At 44.6% G+C, this 19082-nt stretch carries 15 protein-coding genes; 8 read left to right on the top strand and 7 right to left on the bottom strand.

The features are described from left to right. The first annotated feature begins 110 nt into the window (after positions 1 to 110). Positions 111 to 953: a purine-nucleoside phosphorylase gene (locus FKX85_RS01485; protein WP_141613050.1), complete on the top strand. Its 843-nt coding sequence runs from the start codon at positions 111 to 113 to the stop codon at positions 951 to 953. A gap of 329 nt (positions 954 to 1282) precedes the next feature. Here the strand turns inward: FKX85_RS01485 and FKX85_RS01480 are convergent, their stop codons facing one another. After that, positions 1283 to 2464, bottom strand: coding sequence for an IS4 family transposase (locus tag FKX85_RS01480; protein WP_141613049.1), 1182 nt, complete (start codon positions 2462 to 2464; stop codon positions 1283 to 1285). 150 nt (positions 2465 to 2614) lie between these two features. Between FKX85_RS01480 and FKX85_RS01475 the strand changes: the two genes are divergently transcribed. Further along, the gene (locus tag FKX85_RS01475) at positions 2615 to 3286 is read left to right on the top strand and encodes an FAD-binding oxidoreductase (RefSeq protein ID WP_141613048.1); all 672 of its coding nucleotides are present in this window, start codon (positions 2615 to 2617) and stop codon (positions 3284 to 3286) included. A gap of 779 nt (positions 3287 to 4065) precedes the next feature. Here FKX85_RS01475 and FKX85_RS01470 read toward each other — a convergent pair. Next, positions 4066 to 5361: an amidohydrolase gene (locus FKX85_RS01470; protein WP_141613047.1), complete on the bottom strand. Its 1296-nt coding sequence runs from the start codon at positions 5359 to 5361 to the stop codon at positions 4066 to 4068. Positions 5362 to 5523: 162 nt separating this feature from the next. Between FKX85_RS01470 and FKX85_RS01465 the strand changes: the two genes are divergently transcribed. The 5 genes from FKX85_RS01465 to dnaN all read left to right on the top strand — a co-directional run bounded on the left by FKX85_RS01465 (position 5524) and on the right by dnaN (position 10990). Then, a complete protein-coding gene (locus FKX85_RS01465) occupies positions 5524 to 6222 on the top strand; it encodes an SDR family oxidoreductase (protein WP_141613046.1) in 699 nt (232 codons plus the stop codon). A gap of 1 nt (position 6223) precedes the next feature. Next, complete coding sequence (gene gldA / locus FKX85_RS01460) at positions 6224 to 7141, top strand: gliding motility-associated ABC transporter ATP-binding subunit GldA (protein ID WP_141613045.1); 918 nt, start codon at positions 6224 to 6226, stop codon at positions 7139 to 7141. Further along, positions 7138 to 7860 carry a gliding motility-associated ABC transporter permease subunit GldF gene (gene gldF, locus FKX85_RS01455; protein ID WP_141613044.1) on the top strand — a complete coding sequence of 241 codons (723 nt, stop codon included), beginning with the start codon at positions 7138 to 7140 and terminating at the stop codon, positions 7858 to 7860. Before gldA ends, gldF begins: the two co-directional genes overlap by 4 nt. Next, positions 7857 to 9572, top strand: a complete 1716-nt coding sequence (gene gldG / locus FKX85_RS01450) for a gliding motility-associated ABC transporter substrate-binding protein GldG (protein ID WP_141613043.1) — start codon at positions 7857 to 7859, stop codon at positions 9570 to 9572. The genes gldF and gldG overlap by 4 nt, the downstream gene beginning before the upstream one ends. A 293-nt stretch (positions 9573 to 9865) precedes the next feature. Next, on the top strand, positions 9866 to 10990 hold the full coding sequence (gene dnaN, locus FKX85_RS01445) for a DNA polymerase III subunit beta (RefSeq protein ID WP_141613042.1): 1125 nt from the start codon (positions 9866 to 9868) through the stop codon (positions 10988 to 10990). A 62-nt stretch (positions 10991 to 11052) separates the two neighbouring features. Here the strand turns inward: dnaN and FKX85_RS01440 are convergent, their stop codons facing one another. Continuing rightward, positions 11053 to 11895 (bottom strand): hypothetical protein, encoded by an 843-nt coding sequence (locus FKX85_RS01440; RefSeq protein ID WP_141613041.1) that lies wholly within the window; start codon positions 11893 to 11895, stop codon positions 11053 to 11055. Positions 11896 to 12336: 441 nt separating this feature from the next. Here FKX85_RS01440 and FKX85_RS01435 point away from each other — a divergent pair, with 441 nt between their 5' ends. Further along, entirely contained in the window at positions 12337 to 13161 is an 825-nt protein-coding gene (locus tag FKX85_RS01435; protein ID WP_141613040.1) for a hypothetical protein, read from the top strand. Positions 13162 to 13216: 55 nt separating this feature from the next. Here the strand turns inward: FKX85_RS01435 and murA are convergent, their stop codons facing one another. The 4 genes from murA to FKX85_RS01415 all read right to left on the bottom strand — a co-directional run bounded on the left by murA (position 13217) and on the right by FKX85_RS01415 (position 19017). Beyond that, on the bottom strand, positions 13217 to 14524 hold the full coding sequence (gene murA, locus FKX85_RS01430; RefSeq protein WP_141613039.1) for a UDP-N-acetylglucosamine 1-carboxyvinyltransferase: 1308 nt from the start codon (positions 14522 to 14524) through the stop codon (positions 13217 to 13219). Next, positions 14524 to 15192: a DUF4290 domain-containing protein gene (locus FKX85_RS01425; protein ID WP_141613038.1), complete on the bottom strand. Its 669-nt coding sequence runs from the start codon at positions 15190 to 15192 to the stop codon at positions 14524 to 14526. Before FKX85_RS01425 ends, murA begins: the two co-directional genes overlap by 1 nt. A 131-nt stretch (positions 15193 to 15323) precedes the next feature. Further along, a complete protein-coding gene (locus FKX85_RS01420) occupies positions 15324 to 17582 on the bottom strand; it encodes an ATP-dependent helicase (protein ID WP_141613037.1) in 2259 nt (752 codons plus the stop codon). 598 nt (positions 17583 to 18180) lie between these two features. Beyond that, complete coding sequence (locus FKX85_RS01415) at positions 18181 to 19017, bottom strand: lysophospholipid acyltransferase family protein (protein WP_141613036.1); 837 nt, start codon at positions 19015 to 19017, stop codon at positions 18181 to 18183. Positions 19018 to 19082 lie beyond the last annotated feature (65 nt).

Below are 19082 nucleotides of genomic sequence, written 5' to 3'. Positions count from 1 at the left end.
ATTTGGTGTTTAGGATACCCTGTTGCCATCTTTAGCGTTCACAACAGGCACACCTTCTTTTGGGTACAACACTAAAAATAAAAGGAAAGATTTCCATAAACCAATCAAATATGAAAAAAGCAGATACCAGTGTCCCTTACCTCGAGCAGATAGCCGAAGCTGTGAGGTACATTTCACTGCAGCAAGGCCTCTCTCCAGAAGTTGGGATTATTTTAGGAACAGGTTTGGGGCAGCTTATCGATAAAATTCAAGTGCACAAGACCATTTCCTATAAAGACATTCCCTACTTTCCCGTCTCCACAGTGGAGACGCATGCCGGGGAACTGATTTTCGGGGTGTTGAATGGTGTAAATGTCGTGGCGATGAAAGGACGATTTCATTATTATGAAGGCTATTCCATGAAAGAAGTGACCTTTCCTGTCAGGGTGATGAGGCAGTTGGGAATAAAGAAACTTATTGTTTCCAATGCTGCAGGAGGCTTGGATCCGGAGTTTGAAGTAGGCGATGTGATGTTGATCACTGATCATATAGACCTTTTTCCCGAAAATCCATTACGGGGCAAAAACCTTGATGCTTTTGGAGTACGGTTTCCGGATATGAGCGAACCGTATGATCCGAAAATGCTGGAAGTGGCAGTTGAGGCTGCTAAAGCGGAAGACATTAGGGTTCATCAGGGAGTATATGCTGGAGTACAAGGCCCTAACTTGGAGACGAAGGCAGAGTACCGTTACCTGCGAACCATTGGAGCTGATGCAGTGGGGATGAGCACTGTTCCGGAAGTGATCGTGGCACGGCAGATGGATTTACCCGTTTTTGCGGTGTCTGCCATTACTGATTTGTGCTCACCTGGAAAGGTGAAGAAGATATCCATCCAAGAGGTCATAGCAGCGGCGGCGATTGCTGAACCTAAGATGACACGTATCATTGCTTCCCTGATCAGTAAGATGGCGTAGCGGCCGGTGCCTGGGCAGGGCAATCGCTCTTAAAAAAAATGTTGTATAAATCACAATTTATAATTCGTTGTCATCCCGACTTGAGGAGGGATCTCAATTTTAAATAAGAGATTCCTTCCCGATGTATCGTGATCCGAATAGCCTGCCCCGGTGGTATCGGGGATAAAGGCATTGTTAGAATGGTGTAACTAGTGGAATACGCAGTCGCTCATCCAAAAGCGATTTCCCTGGGTGCCTGGGGGAATCTGTTTTATTTTCAATGTCAATGCTGTCCTAAATAATTTTTGATTTACCCTTTAGTCTGTATTTGAAAGCAAATTGGGGACATATTAAGGAGTTTGAGCAAACAGATCCCCCTGTACTATTTTCAGGGGTGGTTTTTCGGGTTCCGTAAATGGGCTATCAAGCCATTTTTGCAGTTCGATTTTCACGAATATATTGAGCCGGATAAAGGCCACCAGATTGGACAGGTGCCAGCCGAATTTAGCTGTTGCCTTCATGACTTTGATCAGCAGGATGGTGATCAAAGCCGTCCATATCTGGATCATTACTGCATTTTTAGAGGTTCCGATAAAGGTTTTGATATGCAATAGCTGCTTGATGTCCCGAAAAAACACCTCAATCTCCCATCTTGATTTGTAGAGGTCCCCAATGGTCTGGGCCGCCCAGGCAAAGTTGTTGGTGATCAGTTCAATGGTCTGCCGGTTTTCCTCATCCCACACGGCCACTCTTCTGAGCCTTCCCTTATACTTGGTTTTGGATTGTGGGTTGGTCAGTTCGATTTCTTCGTCTTTGAGCACATGTTGGGCGGTTGTTTCGGGCAGCTCCCGTTCTTCGAGGGTGCTGAAGGCAAGGTTTCCCTTGTGCCTGATCACGAAGAACACCCCTTTGCTGTCCCAGACGTTGAGCATGGGGAAGTCATTGTAATACCGGTCGGCGACGATCACCGAGCCCTTTTCCAAGGGAATGTCGTAAGCTCCTTTATTATCCCCGACACTCCCCTCGGTAATGTTCACGTAAACAGGGAGTTTCCCGTCATATTCCAGCAGGGTGTGCATCTTTACAGCTCCCTTTTTGGTACGGAAAGTAGCCCAGTCAAACACCGAAAGACAAAGGCTGATCACCGTGGCATCGAGCAGGTAAACGGGGACCTTGATCCTGAGTTTGGACCTCTTGACAGCTGCCTGCTGTCCTAAACTTCCCAGTAGGGAATAGTAAAGGTCCCTGAACAGGTCCGAATCCCTTCGTTTGTTCTGATAGCTGATACTTGATTTGGAGGGGGCTTTGGCAATACCAAGATGGTTAAGGTTCCCGGTAGCAGACCGGAGTCCGTTGGAAATGTCCCTTACCGAGGTGCTCTTGGCAAAATGGCAGAACAACATCGAGACAAGATGCGTCCAGCTGTCAAATCCCTTGCAGCCCTTATCGGTTTGCTTTTCCTTGACCAATTTCTTGAAAATTGATCGGTCTATCTTTTTAATAATCTGTGAAAACAATGTAATATTACACATGAGAGGTTCGTGTTTTTTGGTGCAAACCCAAAATAACTTTTTTGGGCAAAAAATAGAACCTCTCATTTTTTATTTAGGACGCTATTGTTTCAATGTGAATTTACCAGTTAGTGGTGTTTTAAAAGCAACAGGTTTTTTGTAAGTTATGGTATGGCAAATTATAGACTGAAAATACTGGAAATCACGCCGGTGACCCATGATGTCAACCGGTATAAAGTAGAGAAGCCTCGTGGCTACCAATTCACACCTGGTCAAGCCACTGAGGTAAGTTTGCTAATAGCTGGGTGGGAAGCAGAAAAGCGACCTTTTACGTTTACGAATTTACCCTCTGATGATCATTTGGAGTTTACGATCAAATCCTATAATGACCACGAAGGAGTTACCAAGAGATTGGCAAATCTAAAAGTTGGTGATGAAGTGGAGATCGGGGATCCTTGGGGCACCATTTCTTTTAAGGGAGAAGGAGTCTTTATCGCCGGTGGGGCAGGGATTACGCCCTTTATATCCATTCTTAGGAGCTTACGCAAAAAGAACAAAGTAGGGAAAAGTGTCCTTGTTTTTGCGAATAAAACCAATGATGATATCATTCTCTATGAAGAGCTGAAAGCTATTCTAGGACATAAATTTATCAATATCATTTCCAACCAAAAGGATACAGCTTATGACAAAGGGGTGATTGATAAAGCCTATTTGAAATCGAAGATAGCCGATTTCGAACACCAGCATTTTTACGTTTGCGGCCCTCCCGGCTTTATGAAGGTGGTCAATGGCTCCCTAAAAGAACTTGGAGCTGATCCTTCTACGCTGGTTTTTGAGCAGTAGCAGGAAGTACGAAGATAAAAGTACGAGGTATATCCAATAGCAAGTATCAAGATAGAGGAAAGAAGAAAGAGCAAAGATAAAAACGTTATGTCTTGTCGTTAACGTCCCCGAAAGTATCGGGACAGGCTATTGCGAACGCAGAGCAACGGGATGAAGCAATCTCCTTCTCTTGAGATGAGGCTGCCTCGTTCCCGATAGCCTCCGAGACAAGCTGTTCCTCCCTGCTTGGCTCCAGACACACCTGTTTTACACCAGACAAGCCTGTTTGGCTCCAGACAAGCCTGTTTTTTACACCAGACAAGCCTGCTTGGCATCATCTGTTCACGGGTGCTCTTGTGGTTTGTGTATTAGGGATCAAGCCATATTTCTGGGGCGGGGTAAGGTTTCCGTTCATGTGGTATGTAGCCACGAAGTCGCCAAGACACGAAGTGTTTTGTAGGCGGATTCCAAATTTCATGGAAAACAAACAGCTTTGGGTCTTAGGGCCTAAGTGGCAAAAAAAAATCATATTAAAGTAAAGGGATTCATGCCCCAGCTCTTCCGCTTGCCCCTGTATTAGCACTCCCTGGGTTTTCGGTGTATTGTCCCCTCATGTCTCATATCTATTAACCTGAGTTTTAAAAACCGTCATTGCGAACGCAGCGAAGGCGGAGTGAAGCAATCTCGTTTTCTAAAGACGGGACGTTGCTCCCCAGACTATGGTGGAAGACAGGCCTGTTGGGCACCGGAGAGGTTCGCAGTGACGGAATGACATCGAATTTATAGTCGAACTCGGGTTATCACTTTATTCCCATATAGTCCACTGTCAAGTAGCTGAGTGCACGTACACCGAGTAATAATCCCGACTCATCGATGAAGAAGTCCGGTGTATGGTGAGCGGCTACTTCGGCGGGGTCGGCGCCTTTTGGCATGCCGCCCAGGAAGATGAACAGTCCAGGGGCTTCCCGCTGGAAGTAGCTAAAATCCTCTGCTCCCGTGATAGGGTCATGATAGATGACATGTTCTTCTCCTGCCACTGTCTTTAAGGTATTTACCATCTTTTCGGTAAGGTCAGGGTCATTAATGGTAGCCGGATAAATCTTGTCAATTTTCACCTCTACACTGGCACCAGCTGCTTCACCTGTTTTGGTAGCGATTTCATGGATCCGCTGGTGGATGAGCGTTTGCTGAGAGCTGCCGTAAGTTCTGATGGTGCCCAGCATTTCCACCTTTTCGGGAATGATATTTTGGCGCACCCCACCATGAATGCTACCAATGGTGACAATGGCGGGGTTTTCGGTAATGTTGACATTTCGGCTGATAATCGTCTGCAGTGCATTGATGATTTGGGAGGAGGTGACGATAGGGTCTACAGAGGACCAAGGGTAGGCACCATGGGCTTGGCGGCCATTAACGGTGAGTTTGAGATTGTCCACTGCGGCCATGGCTGGCCCCGAGCGGTATTTGATGTTGCCCACTTCCGTTTGGGAATTGATATGTAGGCCAAAGACAGCATCTACGCCTTCCATGACCCCTTCTTCGACCATTTGCTTGGCACCCCAGGAAGAGACTCCTTCCTCGAAGACTCCTTCTTCAGCCGGTTGGAAGATGAATTTCACGGTGCCATGGAGGTCATCTTTCATGGAAGAAAGCACTTCGGCTACGCCCATCAAAATGGCCACGTGCGTGTCGTGGCCACAAGCATGCATGACCCCGACCTCTTGGCCATTGTAAACAGTTTTTTTGGTGGATTTAAAGGGGAGTTCGTTACGTTCTGTGACAGGAAGAGCGTCCATGTCTGCACGGAGAGCCACTGTCGGCCCTGGATTGCCGCCTTTTAATAATCCCACTACTCCTGTGACGGCAATGTTTTCTTCCACATCGATTCCCAATGACCGGAGATGTGCGGCGATGAGCTGCGCGGTTCTCGTTTCTTGATTGCCCAGTTCAGGGTTTTCATGGATATCACGCCGCCATTCGATTACTTTGGGTTCAATGGATTCGGCTTGGTCATCGATTTCCTGATGAAGGGTAGATTGTGCATAGACAGTTCCTCCTAAGAACAGGAATATGGGAAGTAGGTGTTTTTTTATCATATCAATAAGGGTTGCTTGTTACTCAATTTAAGAAAAGATCCAAGGGATAAAAATAAGCTGTTAGGAACTTTTAATAAGTTTTTAGTTTGAAATGTTTTATAACTCCAAAAAAAGGGACAATTTGGGGTGATTTTGCACATAACCGCACAAATTCACCAAATCATGATATTAGAAGGGAAAACAGCAATTGTTACAGGGGTAAGCAAGGGGATAGGGCTAGAAGTGGCCCGCCAGCTATTGGATAGCGGGGTGACCGTGGCTGGTTGGGGAAGAAACAGTCCTCCATTGGAACATGAACGATTTTACTTCTTTTCGTGTGACGTGTCAGATGCTTCCGCAGTAGATAGCGCTTATCATGAAACGGTAAAGGTGCTAGGAGAAGATATCAGGATTTTGATAAACAATGCTGGATTTGGCAAGGTGGGAAAAATCGATGAAATGGATATAGAAGATTGGAAAGGGATGTTTGATGTGAATGTCCATGGAATCTTTTATGTAACCCGCAAGGTGGTGCCCAATATGAAAAAACAGGATGAAGGTCATATTCTCAACGTGGCTTCCATTGCAGGACTGAATGGCGTCGCCAACATGGCAGGATACTGCGGTACCAAACATGCCGTAAAAGGGATTTCACATGCCTTGTATATGGAATTGAGGGAATATGGCATTAAGGTGTCCACGATCTATCCGGGTTCTGTACGCACCCATTTTTTTGATGATATCGAAGGAATGGATGCCCATGAAAATATGATGAGGGCAGAGGATGTGGCCACGACCATGGTGCAGACATTACAGACACATCCCAATTATTTCATAGCAGATGTAGAATGCAGGCCGCTACGACCAAAAGGAAAGCAATGACATGGCTTTGGAAGTAAAGGAGCTGAGCAAATATTATGGCCAACAAAAGGCCTTGGACGGAGTGAACTTTACTGCCGAGAAAGGTCAGGTGCTGGGGTTTTTGGGTCCAAATGGGGCAGGCAAGTCCACGGCCATGAAAATTGCTGCCGGCTACCTTCTTCCTGACGAAGGGGATGTTCTCGTAAATGGTGTTTCTGTCATTGACCATCCGCATGAGGCCAGCAAGATGATTGGTTACCTACCAGAGCACAATCCATTGTACTTGGAAATGTATGTGAGGGAGTTTTTGTCTTTTGTGGCAGGGCTTTACCAACTCAAAGGACGCAAGGCAGCCTCCCGTATTGACGGGGTGATAGAAGCCTGCGGGCTTGGTGGCGAACAGCATAAAAAGATAGGAGCACTATCAAAGGGTTACAGGCAACGTGTAGGTCTGGCAAAAGCCCTGGTCCATGATCCTGAAGTGATTGTCCTGGATGAACCTACCTCAGGTCTGGACCCAAACCAACTGGTGGATATCCGTAAGCTGATCATGTCGATCAGTAAGGAAAAGACCCTCATTCTCAGTACCCATGTGATGCAGGAAGTGGAAGCACTGTGCGAGAAAGTGGTCATCATCCATCAGGGAAAGGTGGTGGCACAAGACTTGTTGGCAAACTTGAAGTCAGATGAAGCAGAGACGGTGTTGTACCTGGAAACACAAGAAAGACTAAAAGAAGAGTGGTTTGCAGCGATGCAGGGACTTGATAAATTGCGCGTTTTGGGAGATGGTTATTTTCAGCTTAAGGCAGCTGATGTATCCGTCTTGAGAAAGGAGATCATGGAGCTGGTCAGTGAAAAGTCCCTGTCGCTGCTCAGTCTCCGTCAAGAGCAGCGAAACCTGGAATCCATATTTCGTCAGTTAACCAGCACCAAGGAATGATCAGTTTAGTTTATAAAGAATTCAATGCTTTTTTTAATCACCTCACAGGCTACTTGATTATTTCGATATTCTTAGTTGCTTTGGGGCTGTTGGTATGGGTGTTTCCTGAGACGAGTGTGTTAGCGTACGGCTTTGCTGACTTAGAGGCGTTGTTTGTGTATACACCGTATGTGTTTGTTTTTATGGTTCCTGCCATCACCATGAGGATGATAGCAGAGGAAAAGAAAAACGGCACGTGGGAATTGCTGATGACCGCTCCGCTAAAGCCCCATCAAATTGTACTTTCCAAATACATTGCTGCAGTGATGGTTGTCATATTGGCGGTGTTGCCCACTTGGTTGTATTATTTCAGTATTTACCAGTTAGGGGCACCAGTCGGGAATATCGATACTGCCGGATTTTTGGGGTCTTTTTTGGGGATGTTGTTGATAGGTGCTGTCTTTGCAGCGATAGGGCTCTTCAGTTCTGCATTGACAGATAATCAGATCACAGCATTTGTGATCGGTGCATTTTTGAGTTTTGTGCTTTATTTCGGTTTTACGGCACTGGCAGATATGCTTTCCACGAGTAGTTTGGTGCTGTTAGTGGAAGACCTTAGTCTGGGTTACCATTACGAAAGCATGAGTCGTGGGGTGATTGCCAGCGGTGATGTATATTATTTTTTGGGATGGATCATCTCTCTGATCATAGTTACCACCTTATTGATCAGAAAAAGATGAAGCAGCAGTCGGTAGATATTCGTCAGAAAAAGAGAAAGCGGTTGGTTATGGGAATCGTTTTGTTAGGAGTTCTGTTGATGACAATCTTTTTGCTGAGCAAATTTGCCCGATATAGAATTGACTTGACCGAGGAAAAGCGCTATTCGTTGCACGCTTCTACCAAGGAGATTTTAGAGGCGGTAGAAGAGCCCCTGGAAGTGGATATTTTGCTTTCAGGAAAGCTGCCAGGAGGAATGAGAAGGTTCCAGCAGAATATCAAAGCTACCCTCGAAACGTTTAATGCCTACAGTGGAGCACCTATCTCTTCAAGGTATTTTGACCCGATGGGGATTGAAAGCAATAAGGAAAAGGAAGAGTATATCATTTACCTTTCCGAATTTGGTATTAACCCTACCAATCTGTTTGCCACAGAAAACGGTACCCAGACCTCACGGTTGATTTTTCCAGGAGTGATCATTCGGAATGCTACCCATGAAACAGGTGGGCTTCTCTTAAAAGGAAACAGAGGTATGTCACCAGACCAGACCCTCAACCTGTCCGTTGAGAATTTGGAATACGAGCTGATCAACATGATTCGTAAATTGACGAGTAGGGAAAAGCGTGCAGTGGCGATGATTACCAATCACGGAGAGCTGCAGGATGATCAGGGCTTTGGGATAGTGGAGGCGCTTTCAGAGGACTATGAGGTGTACAAAGTCCCCCTTCAGCAGGCCAAGTCTGTGGAGGACCTGCTTAGCTTTGATGCGGTTATTGTGGCAGGCCCCCGGGATGCCTATTCGGAGCGGGAAGTTTACCTTCTGGATCAATATTTAATGCGGGGCGGGAAGCTGTTGCTTGGAATTGACCCGTTGGCAGTGGACATGGAGAAGGCGGGAGGGGAAGGAACCGTGGCGGTAGGCTTTGAAACAGGGCTAGATCGGATGCTGTATAAGTATGGGGTACGCATAAACAAGGATCTTATCCAGGACATGAACTTTGGTTATTACCCTGTGGTAGCAGGCGAGTTTGGCAATCAATCACAAATCGTCCCACTTCCCTGGCCATTTTATGTCGTGGCCAATACCATGAGTGATCACGTGATTGTCAAAGGCTTTGATCAGGTAATGTTTAGGATGGTGAGTTCATTGGATACAGTGAAGGCTACCGGAGTGGAGAAGACGCCGTTGATTTTTAGTGGGCAATACAGCAGAAAAATGCCACAGCCTGTGAGGGTGGCATTTGAGGATATGTCCCAGGAGCCGGCGATTTCCCTTTTTGACCAAAGCCACCTTCCCTTGGCGTACTTGCTGGAAGGGACATTTTCTTCGGTGTATAAAGATCGGTTTTTGCCCAAGGCCTTTGAGGATGATCCGGATTTTAGAGAAAACTCCACTGGAGGAGCACTTATCGTGACGGGCGATGGTGATTGGTTGCAGGGGCTACATGATGCTCCTTCGGGCGACCCGCTGCCACTGGGAGTTGATCCGAATTCAGAAGTGAATTTTGCCAATCGCGAGTTGCTGCAAAATATGATGAAATACCTGGTGGATCCGGATGGTATCATGGCCACCAGAAGTAAGGAACTTAAAATCCGTCCACTTGATAAAAAGCGTGTCCAGTCCGAAAAAACGATGTGGCAATTTATCAATGTAGCGCTTCCTGTAGGGGTGGTCCTTGTCATTGGTTTGATCAAGGTGTATTTGCGAAGACGAAAATATGCCGTGCGGCGATAAACTGGTATGGCTGCAGGGTGATGATAAATGGTATGTTAAAGGTAGGAGGTTAAGGTTTGTGTGAATGGACTTATCTAGGGTGGGCAACTAAAAGTCTTTGTTGCGGAGCAAAGAATATTTTTTAGGTAGAAATTGGCTATAGGTACCTGCTTTTCTAATTTTATTTATAAATTTACCCTGTTGAAAACTAATTGAAATATAAGCCTCGGGTTAGAGTGTTGGGATTTGTTGGTTTTTTAGAACTTACTTACATCAATTCTGGCTCTGACCTTGGATAACTAAATCATATTCGCATGAAATTTATTGTTTCTTCTTCAGCTCTTTTGAAGCAACTTTCGGGAATCAATGGAGTGGTGACCACCAATCCGGTAGTGCCGATACTTGAGAATTTCCTTTTTGAAATAAAAGAAGGGAAGTTGACCATAACGGCATCCGACCTTCAGACTTCGATGATGACAGAAATTGACGTGGAGGCCAAGGAAGACGGAAATATAGCGGTGCCCGCCAGAATTCTGATGGAGACCCTGAAGAATTTACCTGAGCAGCCGGTGACTTTTAGTATTGACCATGACACCTATAGTGTGGAGATCAGTTCTGACAACGGGCGCTACAAGTTGGCAGGAGAGAATGCTACTGATTTCCCTAAAATCCCTTCTGTGAGCAATGCCACTGCAGTGGACATGTCTACCGATGTGCTGAGCAGCGCGATCAATAACACTATCTTTGCGACAAGCAATGACGAGCTTAGGCCGGCAATGACAGGTGTTTATGTGAATTTGAGCAATACAAATACAACATTTGTAGCGACTGACGGCCACCGATTGATTCGTTATCGAAGAGTGGATATCGCAGCTCCAGAGGCAGCCAGCATTATTGTGCCTAGAAAGGCACTTAACTTGCTGAAGTCTACACTTCCTTCTGAAAATGTACCTGTAACCGTAGAGTTCAATAACTCCAATGCTTATTTCAAATTTGGCAACATCCAGATGATTTGCCGCTTGGTGGATGAGCGATATCCGGATTATGAAAATGTCATTCCGGTGGATAATGAAAACGACATGACCATCGACCGAGTGGAGTTTTTGAGCTCTTTGAGGAGGATCGCCATTTATGCCAATAAGACAACACATCAGGTGAGGTTGAAATTAACAGGAAGTGAACTGCAAATTTCAGCTGAGGACCTTGATTTCTCTAATGAGGCAAATGAAAGACTGTCCTGTGAGCATGATGGCGAGGATATCGAAATCGGCTTCAATGCAAAATTTTTGGTAGAGATGCTGAATAATATCAGCTCCAAGCAAGTGACGCTGAAATTTAGCGCGCCAAACCGTGCCGGTCTTATTGTGCCAAGCGATAAAGGCGAAAATGAAGATATCCTGATGCTAGTAATGCCGGTAATGCTGAACAATTACGTATAAGGAATTCGATAAAAAAAAATAAAAAGGCCACGACTGTTTTTCAGCTCGTGGCTTTTTTATGCTTATTCGGTTTTGACCTGCCCGATATTATCCATCAGTATGTTTTTTAGTAATTCAAACGGGGGTTGGTTGGTCAGTGAGCACATGGTTTTTTGGCTGGCTTTGTCTATGGTGATCGCATAGGTAAGGGTGATGTCAGAGCCGTCATTTACTGAGCAGATGATTTCATAGCTTTGTGCATCATCTTTTGTGATCTGATACGTACCTGATAGCTGTTTGACCGATTGGTCGTTCTCATTGACTTGCTCCAGTCGTACTTTTTGGTCAGGTGTAAAAGTAAAGGTGTGTGCGATAGGTGGTGTTTTTATTTTTTGGCCACTGATGACCATGTCTTTCCCATTTTCATCCTTTATCACCGATTCGGGTGCTGTGCCGATGAAGCTGCCAAGATAATATGGGGACTCAGTGCCATTGCTGACAAGCGTCACTTGTGAGGAATTGTGTTCTCCAGTAGTTTGCTGGGCTGCTGTTAGGGTGGATAGCATCGACTTGAGCTGCATATTGATTCCCTTGTTGATCTCCAGTTCGTTTTGGGTTTCGGTAAGATCAGCTTTAAGGGAGGCTTCGCTCTTTTTTAATTCCATTAACTGGTTGTCCAGTGCGTTAAGGTCTTCTATAAGCCCTTCTTTCTCATAGCCGAGTTTTCTTACGTCTGCTTCAAGTTTGGATACGTTGGTTTCCAGCTCACTGTTTTTCTCCTTTAATGAGGAAATCTCAGCCGCGTGTGTCATATAGGCAGCTTCGAGGTCTTTTTTCTTTGAGGGCATTTCTTGAGCATAAACAGTGGTGCCAATTGCCACAAAAAATAATAGGCATAGCAATAAAGAGTAAATGTCTGTTTTCATAGTAGTTTCTTTTTGATCGTAAAGGACAACTTTTGATATATGGGTAGTCAGAATTGTTGTAATCTAATAGCTGGTTGTCTACAATCCAGTAGGTAATATACACAAATTTTATGCTTTTAATCAAGATAGTTGTAGTATAAATGACTGTGCTTTCCTCGAAATCCTCTTTTAAGTGATGCTGAAGCAAATCTGCTGAGGTAATGAAAAGATCTTGGTATTCTTAGATTGCTTGAAAATGGTAAATAGCCGAATAAAATGTTGATTCTATATAGAGCCAATATATCTTATTTGGATCAGGTTTGTTAATATTTGGAAAATATGTAATTGATTTAAATCCAGCTACTTAAAAAACTTAATATGTTAAAAGCGGCATTAGTATTGCTCTAATATTATCAAATTGTTAATTTTAGTAATATTAACTTAACAAAGAAAGGAGGGAAGGTGAAAAGGTTGATGTTTTGTGTAGTGGTGTTATTTGTAGGTATTTGCCATGCGATGTCTCAGGGATGGGATCTGGAATCTTCCGTGTTTGAGAATTCGGCAGAAGAACAGTTGTTTTTGGACGATCCGGCACCAATGGATTTGTTGATGGCACTACATGCTTCCGAGAATGTAGAAACCGCACAGCTTGATAGGTTGATTGAGAAGTTGGACAAGCGATCCAAGAAGAAGGCGTATACAGAATGGTTTCTGGGGGAGGTTTTTTACAAAGCACACCAGTATGTGCTCAAAGAATATGTGAAACATAGCTCCTTTAATGATGCCTTAGAGACCGGAGTGTATGACTGTGTAAGTGGTTCGGCTATTTATGGTCTATTATTGGATCGGTATGGTTTTGAATATGAAGTGATCGAAACAGATTATCATGTTTTTTTACTTATAAAAGGAGAGGGTGATAAAACTTATGTATTTGAGAGTACTGAGCCTCGGGCTGGATTTATTAAGGATCAAGAGGCTGTAAAACAATATATATCGGTGTTTAACGCAGCGGTGGCAAATGGTAAGGCCAAACAGCTAGCTGAGCTAGGAAGTGTGGCTTCCCAATTCACGGAGGAAAACACGATTTATGCTTCCATCTCCTTGCGGGAATTAGCCGGGCTGCAATACTATAATGATGCTGTTCACCATTTTAATGAGGGGGACATCGAAATGACTTATAAACAATTGGCCAAAGCGAGGACTATTTACCCATCTGAGCGTGTAACAAGTTTGTATGAATACATCGCAGCTGTTCAGGAGGAAGGAAAGAAATTAGCAGGGAGATAACCTATTTTATTTTTAGAAAAATAGCCGGTAGTGTCATCTACCGGCTATCGTTTTTTTAATCTATGCGAACAATATCTGCTCCCAAAGCATTGAGTCGCTGATCAATATATTGGTATCCTCTGTCGATTTGTTCAACATTATCAATAATGGATTGGCCTTCAGCTGAAAGCGCAGCAATGAGCAGTGATACCCCTGCCCTGATATCTGGGGACGTCATTCTGATGCCTTTTAGCGGGTATTTCCGGTCCAATCCGATTACGGTGGCCCTATGGGGGTCGCACAGGATGATCTGGGCACCCATATCAATGAGCTTATCCACAAAGAATAACCTGCTTTCAAACATCTTTTGGTGAACAAGCACGGTGCCTTTTGCCTGTGTGGCAGTAACCAGTACGATGCTCAAGAGGTCAGGCGTAAAGCCGGGCCAGATAGCGTCAGCTACAGTGAGGATTGACCCATCGATGAATGTTTCTATTTCATAGTGCTTTTGCGCTGGGATATAGATGTCGTCTCCTTTGAATTCCATCTTAATTCCCATTCGTTTAAATGTGTCAGGGATGATTCCAAGACGAGGGATTTGGGCATCCTTGATGGTGATCTCGGACTGGGTCATGGCGGCAAGGCCAATGAACGAGCCAATTTCAATCATATCTGGAAGCAACGTATGTTCTGTGCCTCCTAACTTTTTGACGCCTTCGATATGGAGCAGATTGGAGCCTACACCTGTGATTTTTGCACCCATACGATTGAGCATATCACAGAGCTGCTGTAAATAAGGTTCACAAGCTGCATTATAGATGCTGGTCTTGCCTTCTGCCATCACTGCTGCCATCACGATATTGGCTGTACCAGTCACGGAAGCTTCATCCAAAAGCATATAAACACCCTTCAGGTTATGGCCGTCGATATTATATATTTCCCTTTTGGTGTCGTAATGGAATTTGGCGCCCAGCTTTTGGAAGCCTACAAAGTGAGTGTCCAACCTTCTACGGCCAATTTTATCACCGCCGGGTTTGGAGATTTTTCCTTTGCCGAACCTGGCCAAAAGTGGCCCTAAGAGCATTACAGAGCCACGCAAGGAGGATGCTTTGGTGAGAAATTTGTCGGTGTCCAAATAGTCGAGGTCTACCTTGGCGGCATTAAACTGATAACTTTCAGGACCGGTTTTGGAAACTTCCACCCCCATGTCTGCCAATAGTTCTATGAGTTTATTGACGTCACGGATGTTGGGAATTTTATGGATTTGGACAGTTTCTTCTGTAAGAAGCACGGCGCAAAGTATCTGGAGTGCCTCGTTTTTGGCACCCTGCGGGGTGATTTCGCCTTTGAGTTTTAATCCCCCTTTTACTCTGAATGAGGACATTAATTTCTGCGTTTTTTGTAATTACCTCCGTTGTTTCTTCTTTTGCCAGCTCTTCTTCCGCCGCTATTGTTGCTGGTGGATGAGGCTTCTTGGGTGTTGGTTTTGAAGTCCCTTCTCGTGCTGCTTTCAAAAAGTGCATTCTCTTTTACCTTTTCCAGGTCGATGTGCAGTTTTCCTTTGGATAGGGTTTTGATATCGTCGATGATGATACCATCATCGAAGTTTTCGCGATTCCAGGTAGAATGAAAACTTCTCATCAATTGGCCAATATATACGATCGCAGCTTCCTGCTCCTCATCATTTTCGATTTCGATGGCTTTTTCGATCAGCTTCTCGATGTTTCGGCCGTAATGCTTGAATTTCACTTCTCCTTCAGGATAGCCTACTACCTGGGGTTTTTTGCCAAGCAGTTCTTTTTCAGGCATTGGGAATGGACTGTCCACGTCCAGTTCAAAGCCGGACATGATGAACAAATCATCCCAAAGTTTTTGGTCATTTTCGATTTTCAGCTGTGGATTTAGCTGTTTCATGAGCTCTACAAGCGTGTAGGCTTGCTCTGTACGCTTGGCCTTGTCAGGGACTGTGGATATATAGTCCACCAGTTTCTGGATATTTTTTCCGTATTCTTTCAAAATAACTGAGTGTTTATGCTTTTCTTTTTCTTCCATACCGTTCCTCAGATTAATTAACGATAGTTTCAAGTTACGAAAAAATGTCGTTAAACGAGGCAGTACTGTGTATTACTTGTTCTAAGTTAATCATTTGGGAATGGGCTTTTTGGGTAAGGCCATTACAAGGTTCATTCCACTATCCGAAGCTTAGCAAAGCTAAGTAATAAAGTCTTTTCTCCAAAATTGTCAAAGCCAATCGTCGCTTTTTTATTTAAACCTTCAATTTCTACTTTTAGTACTTTCCCATAGCCGAATTTTGGATGTTCTACCTTCATGCCTGCTGCCAGATTATTTGTGTTGGAAGGCTTGAAATCAGGACTTGGGGTATAGACTTTGGCCGTGGTGTTTTTTCTTACAGACGGAGTTTTAAGTCCCACAAATCCGGATTTCCCTTCCCGGCCATTGCTTTGGCCAAAATGATCACCTATGGGTTGTTGTCCTCTCCTCTTGGTGACCCTGATGCAATTGGGATCCACTTCATCTAGAAACCTGCTTTTCTCACAATCCAAAAGCCTGCCAAAACGATAACGAGTAATGGCGTAGCTAAAGTATAATTTTTCCATGGCTCTGGTAGAAGCCACATAGAATAGCCGCCTTTCTTCTTCCAGGTCCTCACGGCTTTGCATCATCATCTGGGAGGGGAATAGGTCTTCTTCCATTCCCACTACGAATACTTGTCGGAATTCAAGACCTTTGGATGAGTGGATGGTCATCAGGGTGACTGCATCCATTTCATCCTTGTCACGATCATTATCAGTAAGCAGGGCGATTTCCTGAAGAAAAGCACCTAGGTTTTTATCTTCATTATCAGGATTGTCCACGTATTCTTTGATGGCATTGAGCAATTCCTGGACGTTTTCATAGCGGTTTAGGCCTTCTATCGTCTTATCCTCATACAGTTCCCTGAGCAATCCCGATTGTTTTGCGATGGTGGATGCAGCCTCATAGGCATCCTTTCGCTCTACTTCCATGCGGAAGCTTTTGATCATGGTGGAGAAGTCCGATACGCTGTTTGCTGCTCGTCCGGCAAGGAAGCTGCTGGAGTTGGTGACCACTTGCCATAGTGGGATGTCGTGCTCATAGGCGGCGACCATCATCTTTTCTACACTGCTCAGTCCTATACCCCTTTTGGGATAATTGATGATGCGCTTGAAGGCTTCTTCATCATCCTGATTGACCACATAGCGAAAATAAGCCATGAGGTCCTTGATTTCCTTTCTTTGGTAAAAGGATAGTCCTCCCACGATCTTATAGGAGATGTTCATTTTGCGAAGTGCTTCCTCCAGTGCCCTGGATTGGGAGTTGGTACGATAAAGGATGGCGAAATCGCTATTCTGAAGCTTTTTATTGTTTTTTTCTTCAAAAATGGTCGAGGCAACCATTCTGCCCTCTTCATTGTCCGAGGCGGACTTGATCAGTTCGATGAGGTCTCCGTTGTCATTTTGGGTCCAGACATTTTTCTTGAGCTGGGCTTTGTTTTTCTCAATGATTGAATTGGCCGCTTCCACAATATTCTTGGTAGAGCGGTAATTTTGCTCCAGCTTGACTACATAGAGGTCTGGGTAATCTTTTTCGAAATTCAGGATATTCTGGATATCAGCGCCACGGAACGCATAGATACTTTGTGCATCATCGCCTACTACGCAGATGTTTTGATGAACCGCAGCCAGTTTTTTGGTAATCAGGTATTGGGATAGGTTGGTGTCCTGAAATTCATCCACCAATACATACCGAAAACGCTGCTGGTACTTGTTGAGCACATCGGGATGATCCCTGAACAGTACATTGGTATTGAACAATAGGTCATCAAAGTCCATTGCTGAAGATTTAAAGAGCCTTTTTTGATAAGCCCGGTAAATCTCTCCCATACGTGGCTTCATGGCTGCTTCATCGTCTGCTTTGATATAGGGATCGTTGATGTAGTTTTCCCATGAGATCAGCCTGTTTTTGGCTCCGGAGATTCTCGAAAGTACGGTGTTCGGTTTGTATACTTTTTCGTCTAGGTTTTTGGCCTTTACAATGCTCTTGATCAGGGATTTGCTGTCATCGGTATCATAAATAGTGAAGTTGGAAGGGAAACCCAGTTTTTCTGATTCCACTCTGAGGATTTTGGCAAAAATAGAGTGAAAAGTGCCCATCCAGGTGTTGCGTGCTTCCAATCCGATCAGCCTTTCAATACGATGACGCATTTCACTGGCGGCCTTATTGGTAAAGGTCAACGCTAAAATCTGAAAGGGATCTACGTTTTTGGTTTTGATCAGATAAGCGATACGGTAAGTGAGCACCCGGGTTTTTCCGGAACCTGCACCGGCAATGATCATCAGTGGTCCTTCTGCGTGTTCTACGGCTTCTCGTTGTGGGGGATTTAAACCTTCTAAATAATCCATACTTCTTTCCTCCTATAAACCTCAAAGTTAAGAGGAATAGTTTACTTACGTAAGGGGATTGGGAAATTTAAAGATTGGGAGGCTGAAAAATCGGGAGATTGGAAAAATCAAGTGTTGTTAAAGGTAGAAAGGTTTAAGGTTGGAATGTAGGGAGCTTGAAAGAATTACAAAGTGAATTGAGAAATATCAGTGGTAAAGACGAAAAGCATCCGGTCCACAGATACGTACTGTATGCTATTCCTGCATGGATGTTGAGGGGGGCACTGCTGGACATCCAGCTCCGGTGTAAATCCTTGGTTATAGTTGACCGGATTATTTATTAGGTTTCATTGTCAAACATTGTAATAACTGGTCTTCCCTTAGATGAAAGTTTTGACCAATTCCTCTAAAACCTTCCCCAGCTTTTGCCCATTATTGGTTATGGGCTGTGCCCAGGCAGGAACTCAATGTTTTTTAGTGCCGGGGCAGAGAACCGAGCCCCGGTACAACCACGTCTTAGCGTTGTCCCGCCGTCTCTGAGTCGGGAGCACAAAGACTGTGTCTCCCGACTCAAACTTATATTTTTGCTATCTGCAAGTCTCACTACTTTTTTCTGATTTCAGCTGTTTTTCCAGCGGTTGTGTGACCACAGGTAAAGTGCAGGCTCTTCTCGGATATTCTTTTCGGTCAATGCGATGAACTGGTCCGTGATACTGTGTTCACGGGTGTCATGGGGTGGCTCAGCCACAAAGCGATAAGTGAATTTGTAGTGGCCACGTTTGAGTTTGTGGACTTCGGAAAAGATAACAGTTAGGTTAAACCGCTTGGCGAGTTTTTCTGCACCTTCGAAAAAGCCTGTTTCCCGGTGCATGAATTTGGCGTGGTAGCGTTGGTCTTCCCTGTTGGGACGTTGGTCTGCGGCTAGGCCGATAAGGCGGGGATGGTGCCTGTATTTGATAAAGTGGCGCTGGAATTTGTTCTTTTCTACCAGGTATCCACCAAACCTGTTTCTGATAGTTTTCATGAGGTTCTCGAAAAAAGGGCTGGAAACTTTTTGATAGACAATTTCGATCCGCTCGTCCACCAGTGCGCGAACTGCCAGGGGGTGCCCTTCCCAATTAAAAAAGTGAGCCGTAAGCCCCACGATGACTTGCTCCTTCTTGAGAAGGTCGCGGAGGAGGTCCATGTTTTCGAGCTGGAATCTTTTTTCCATTTCAGCCTTTCCCATAGTCATAAGTTTGATGGTCTCGGCAAAGGAATCAGTGAGGTTACGGTAAAATTCCCGCATGATTTTTTTTAGTTCCTTGTCCGTTTTTTCCGGAAAGGCATGTTTTAAGTTGATCCAAACTACCTTTTTGCGGTATCCCACCAAGTAATAGGCTATCAGATAGAAACAGTCAGAAAAGATATAAAGGCTCCAAAGCGGGAGATAAGAAATTATTCGAAATGCAAACATTTAACAGCTGTCTTACGTTAAATCCGTCTTATTCTAGGGAGAATAGACGGTTTTTTGATTTCCAA

The sequence above is a fragment of the Echinicola soli genome (assembly GCF_006575665.1).
Lineage (GTDB): Bacteria > Bacteroidota > Bacteroidia > Cytophagales > Cyclobacteriaceae > Echinicola > Echinicola soli.
Note: the sequence above shows the minus strand (reverse complement) of the source record. Positions and strands in the feature narration are given on the sequence as shown.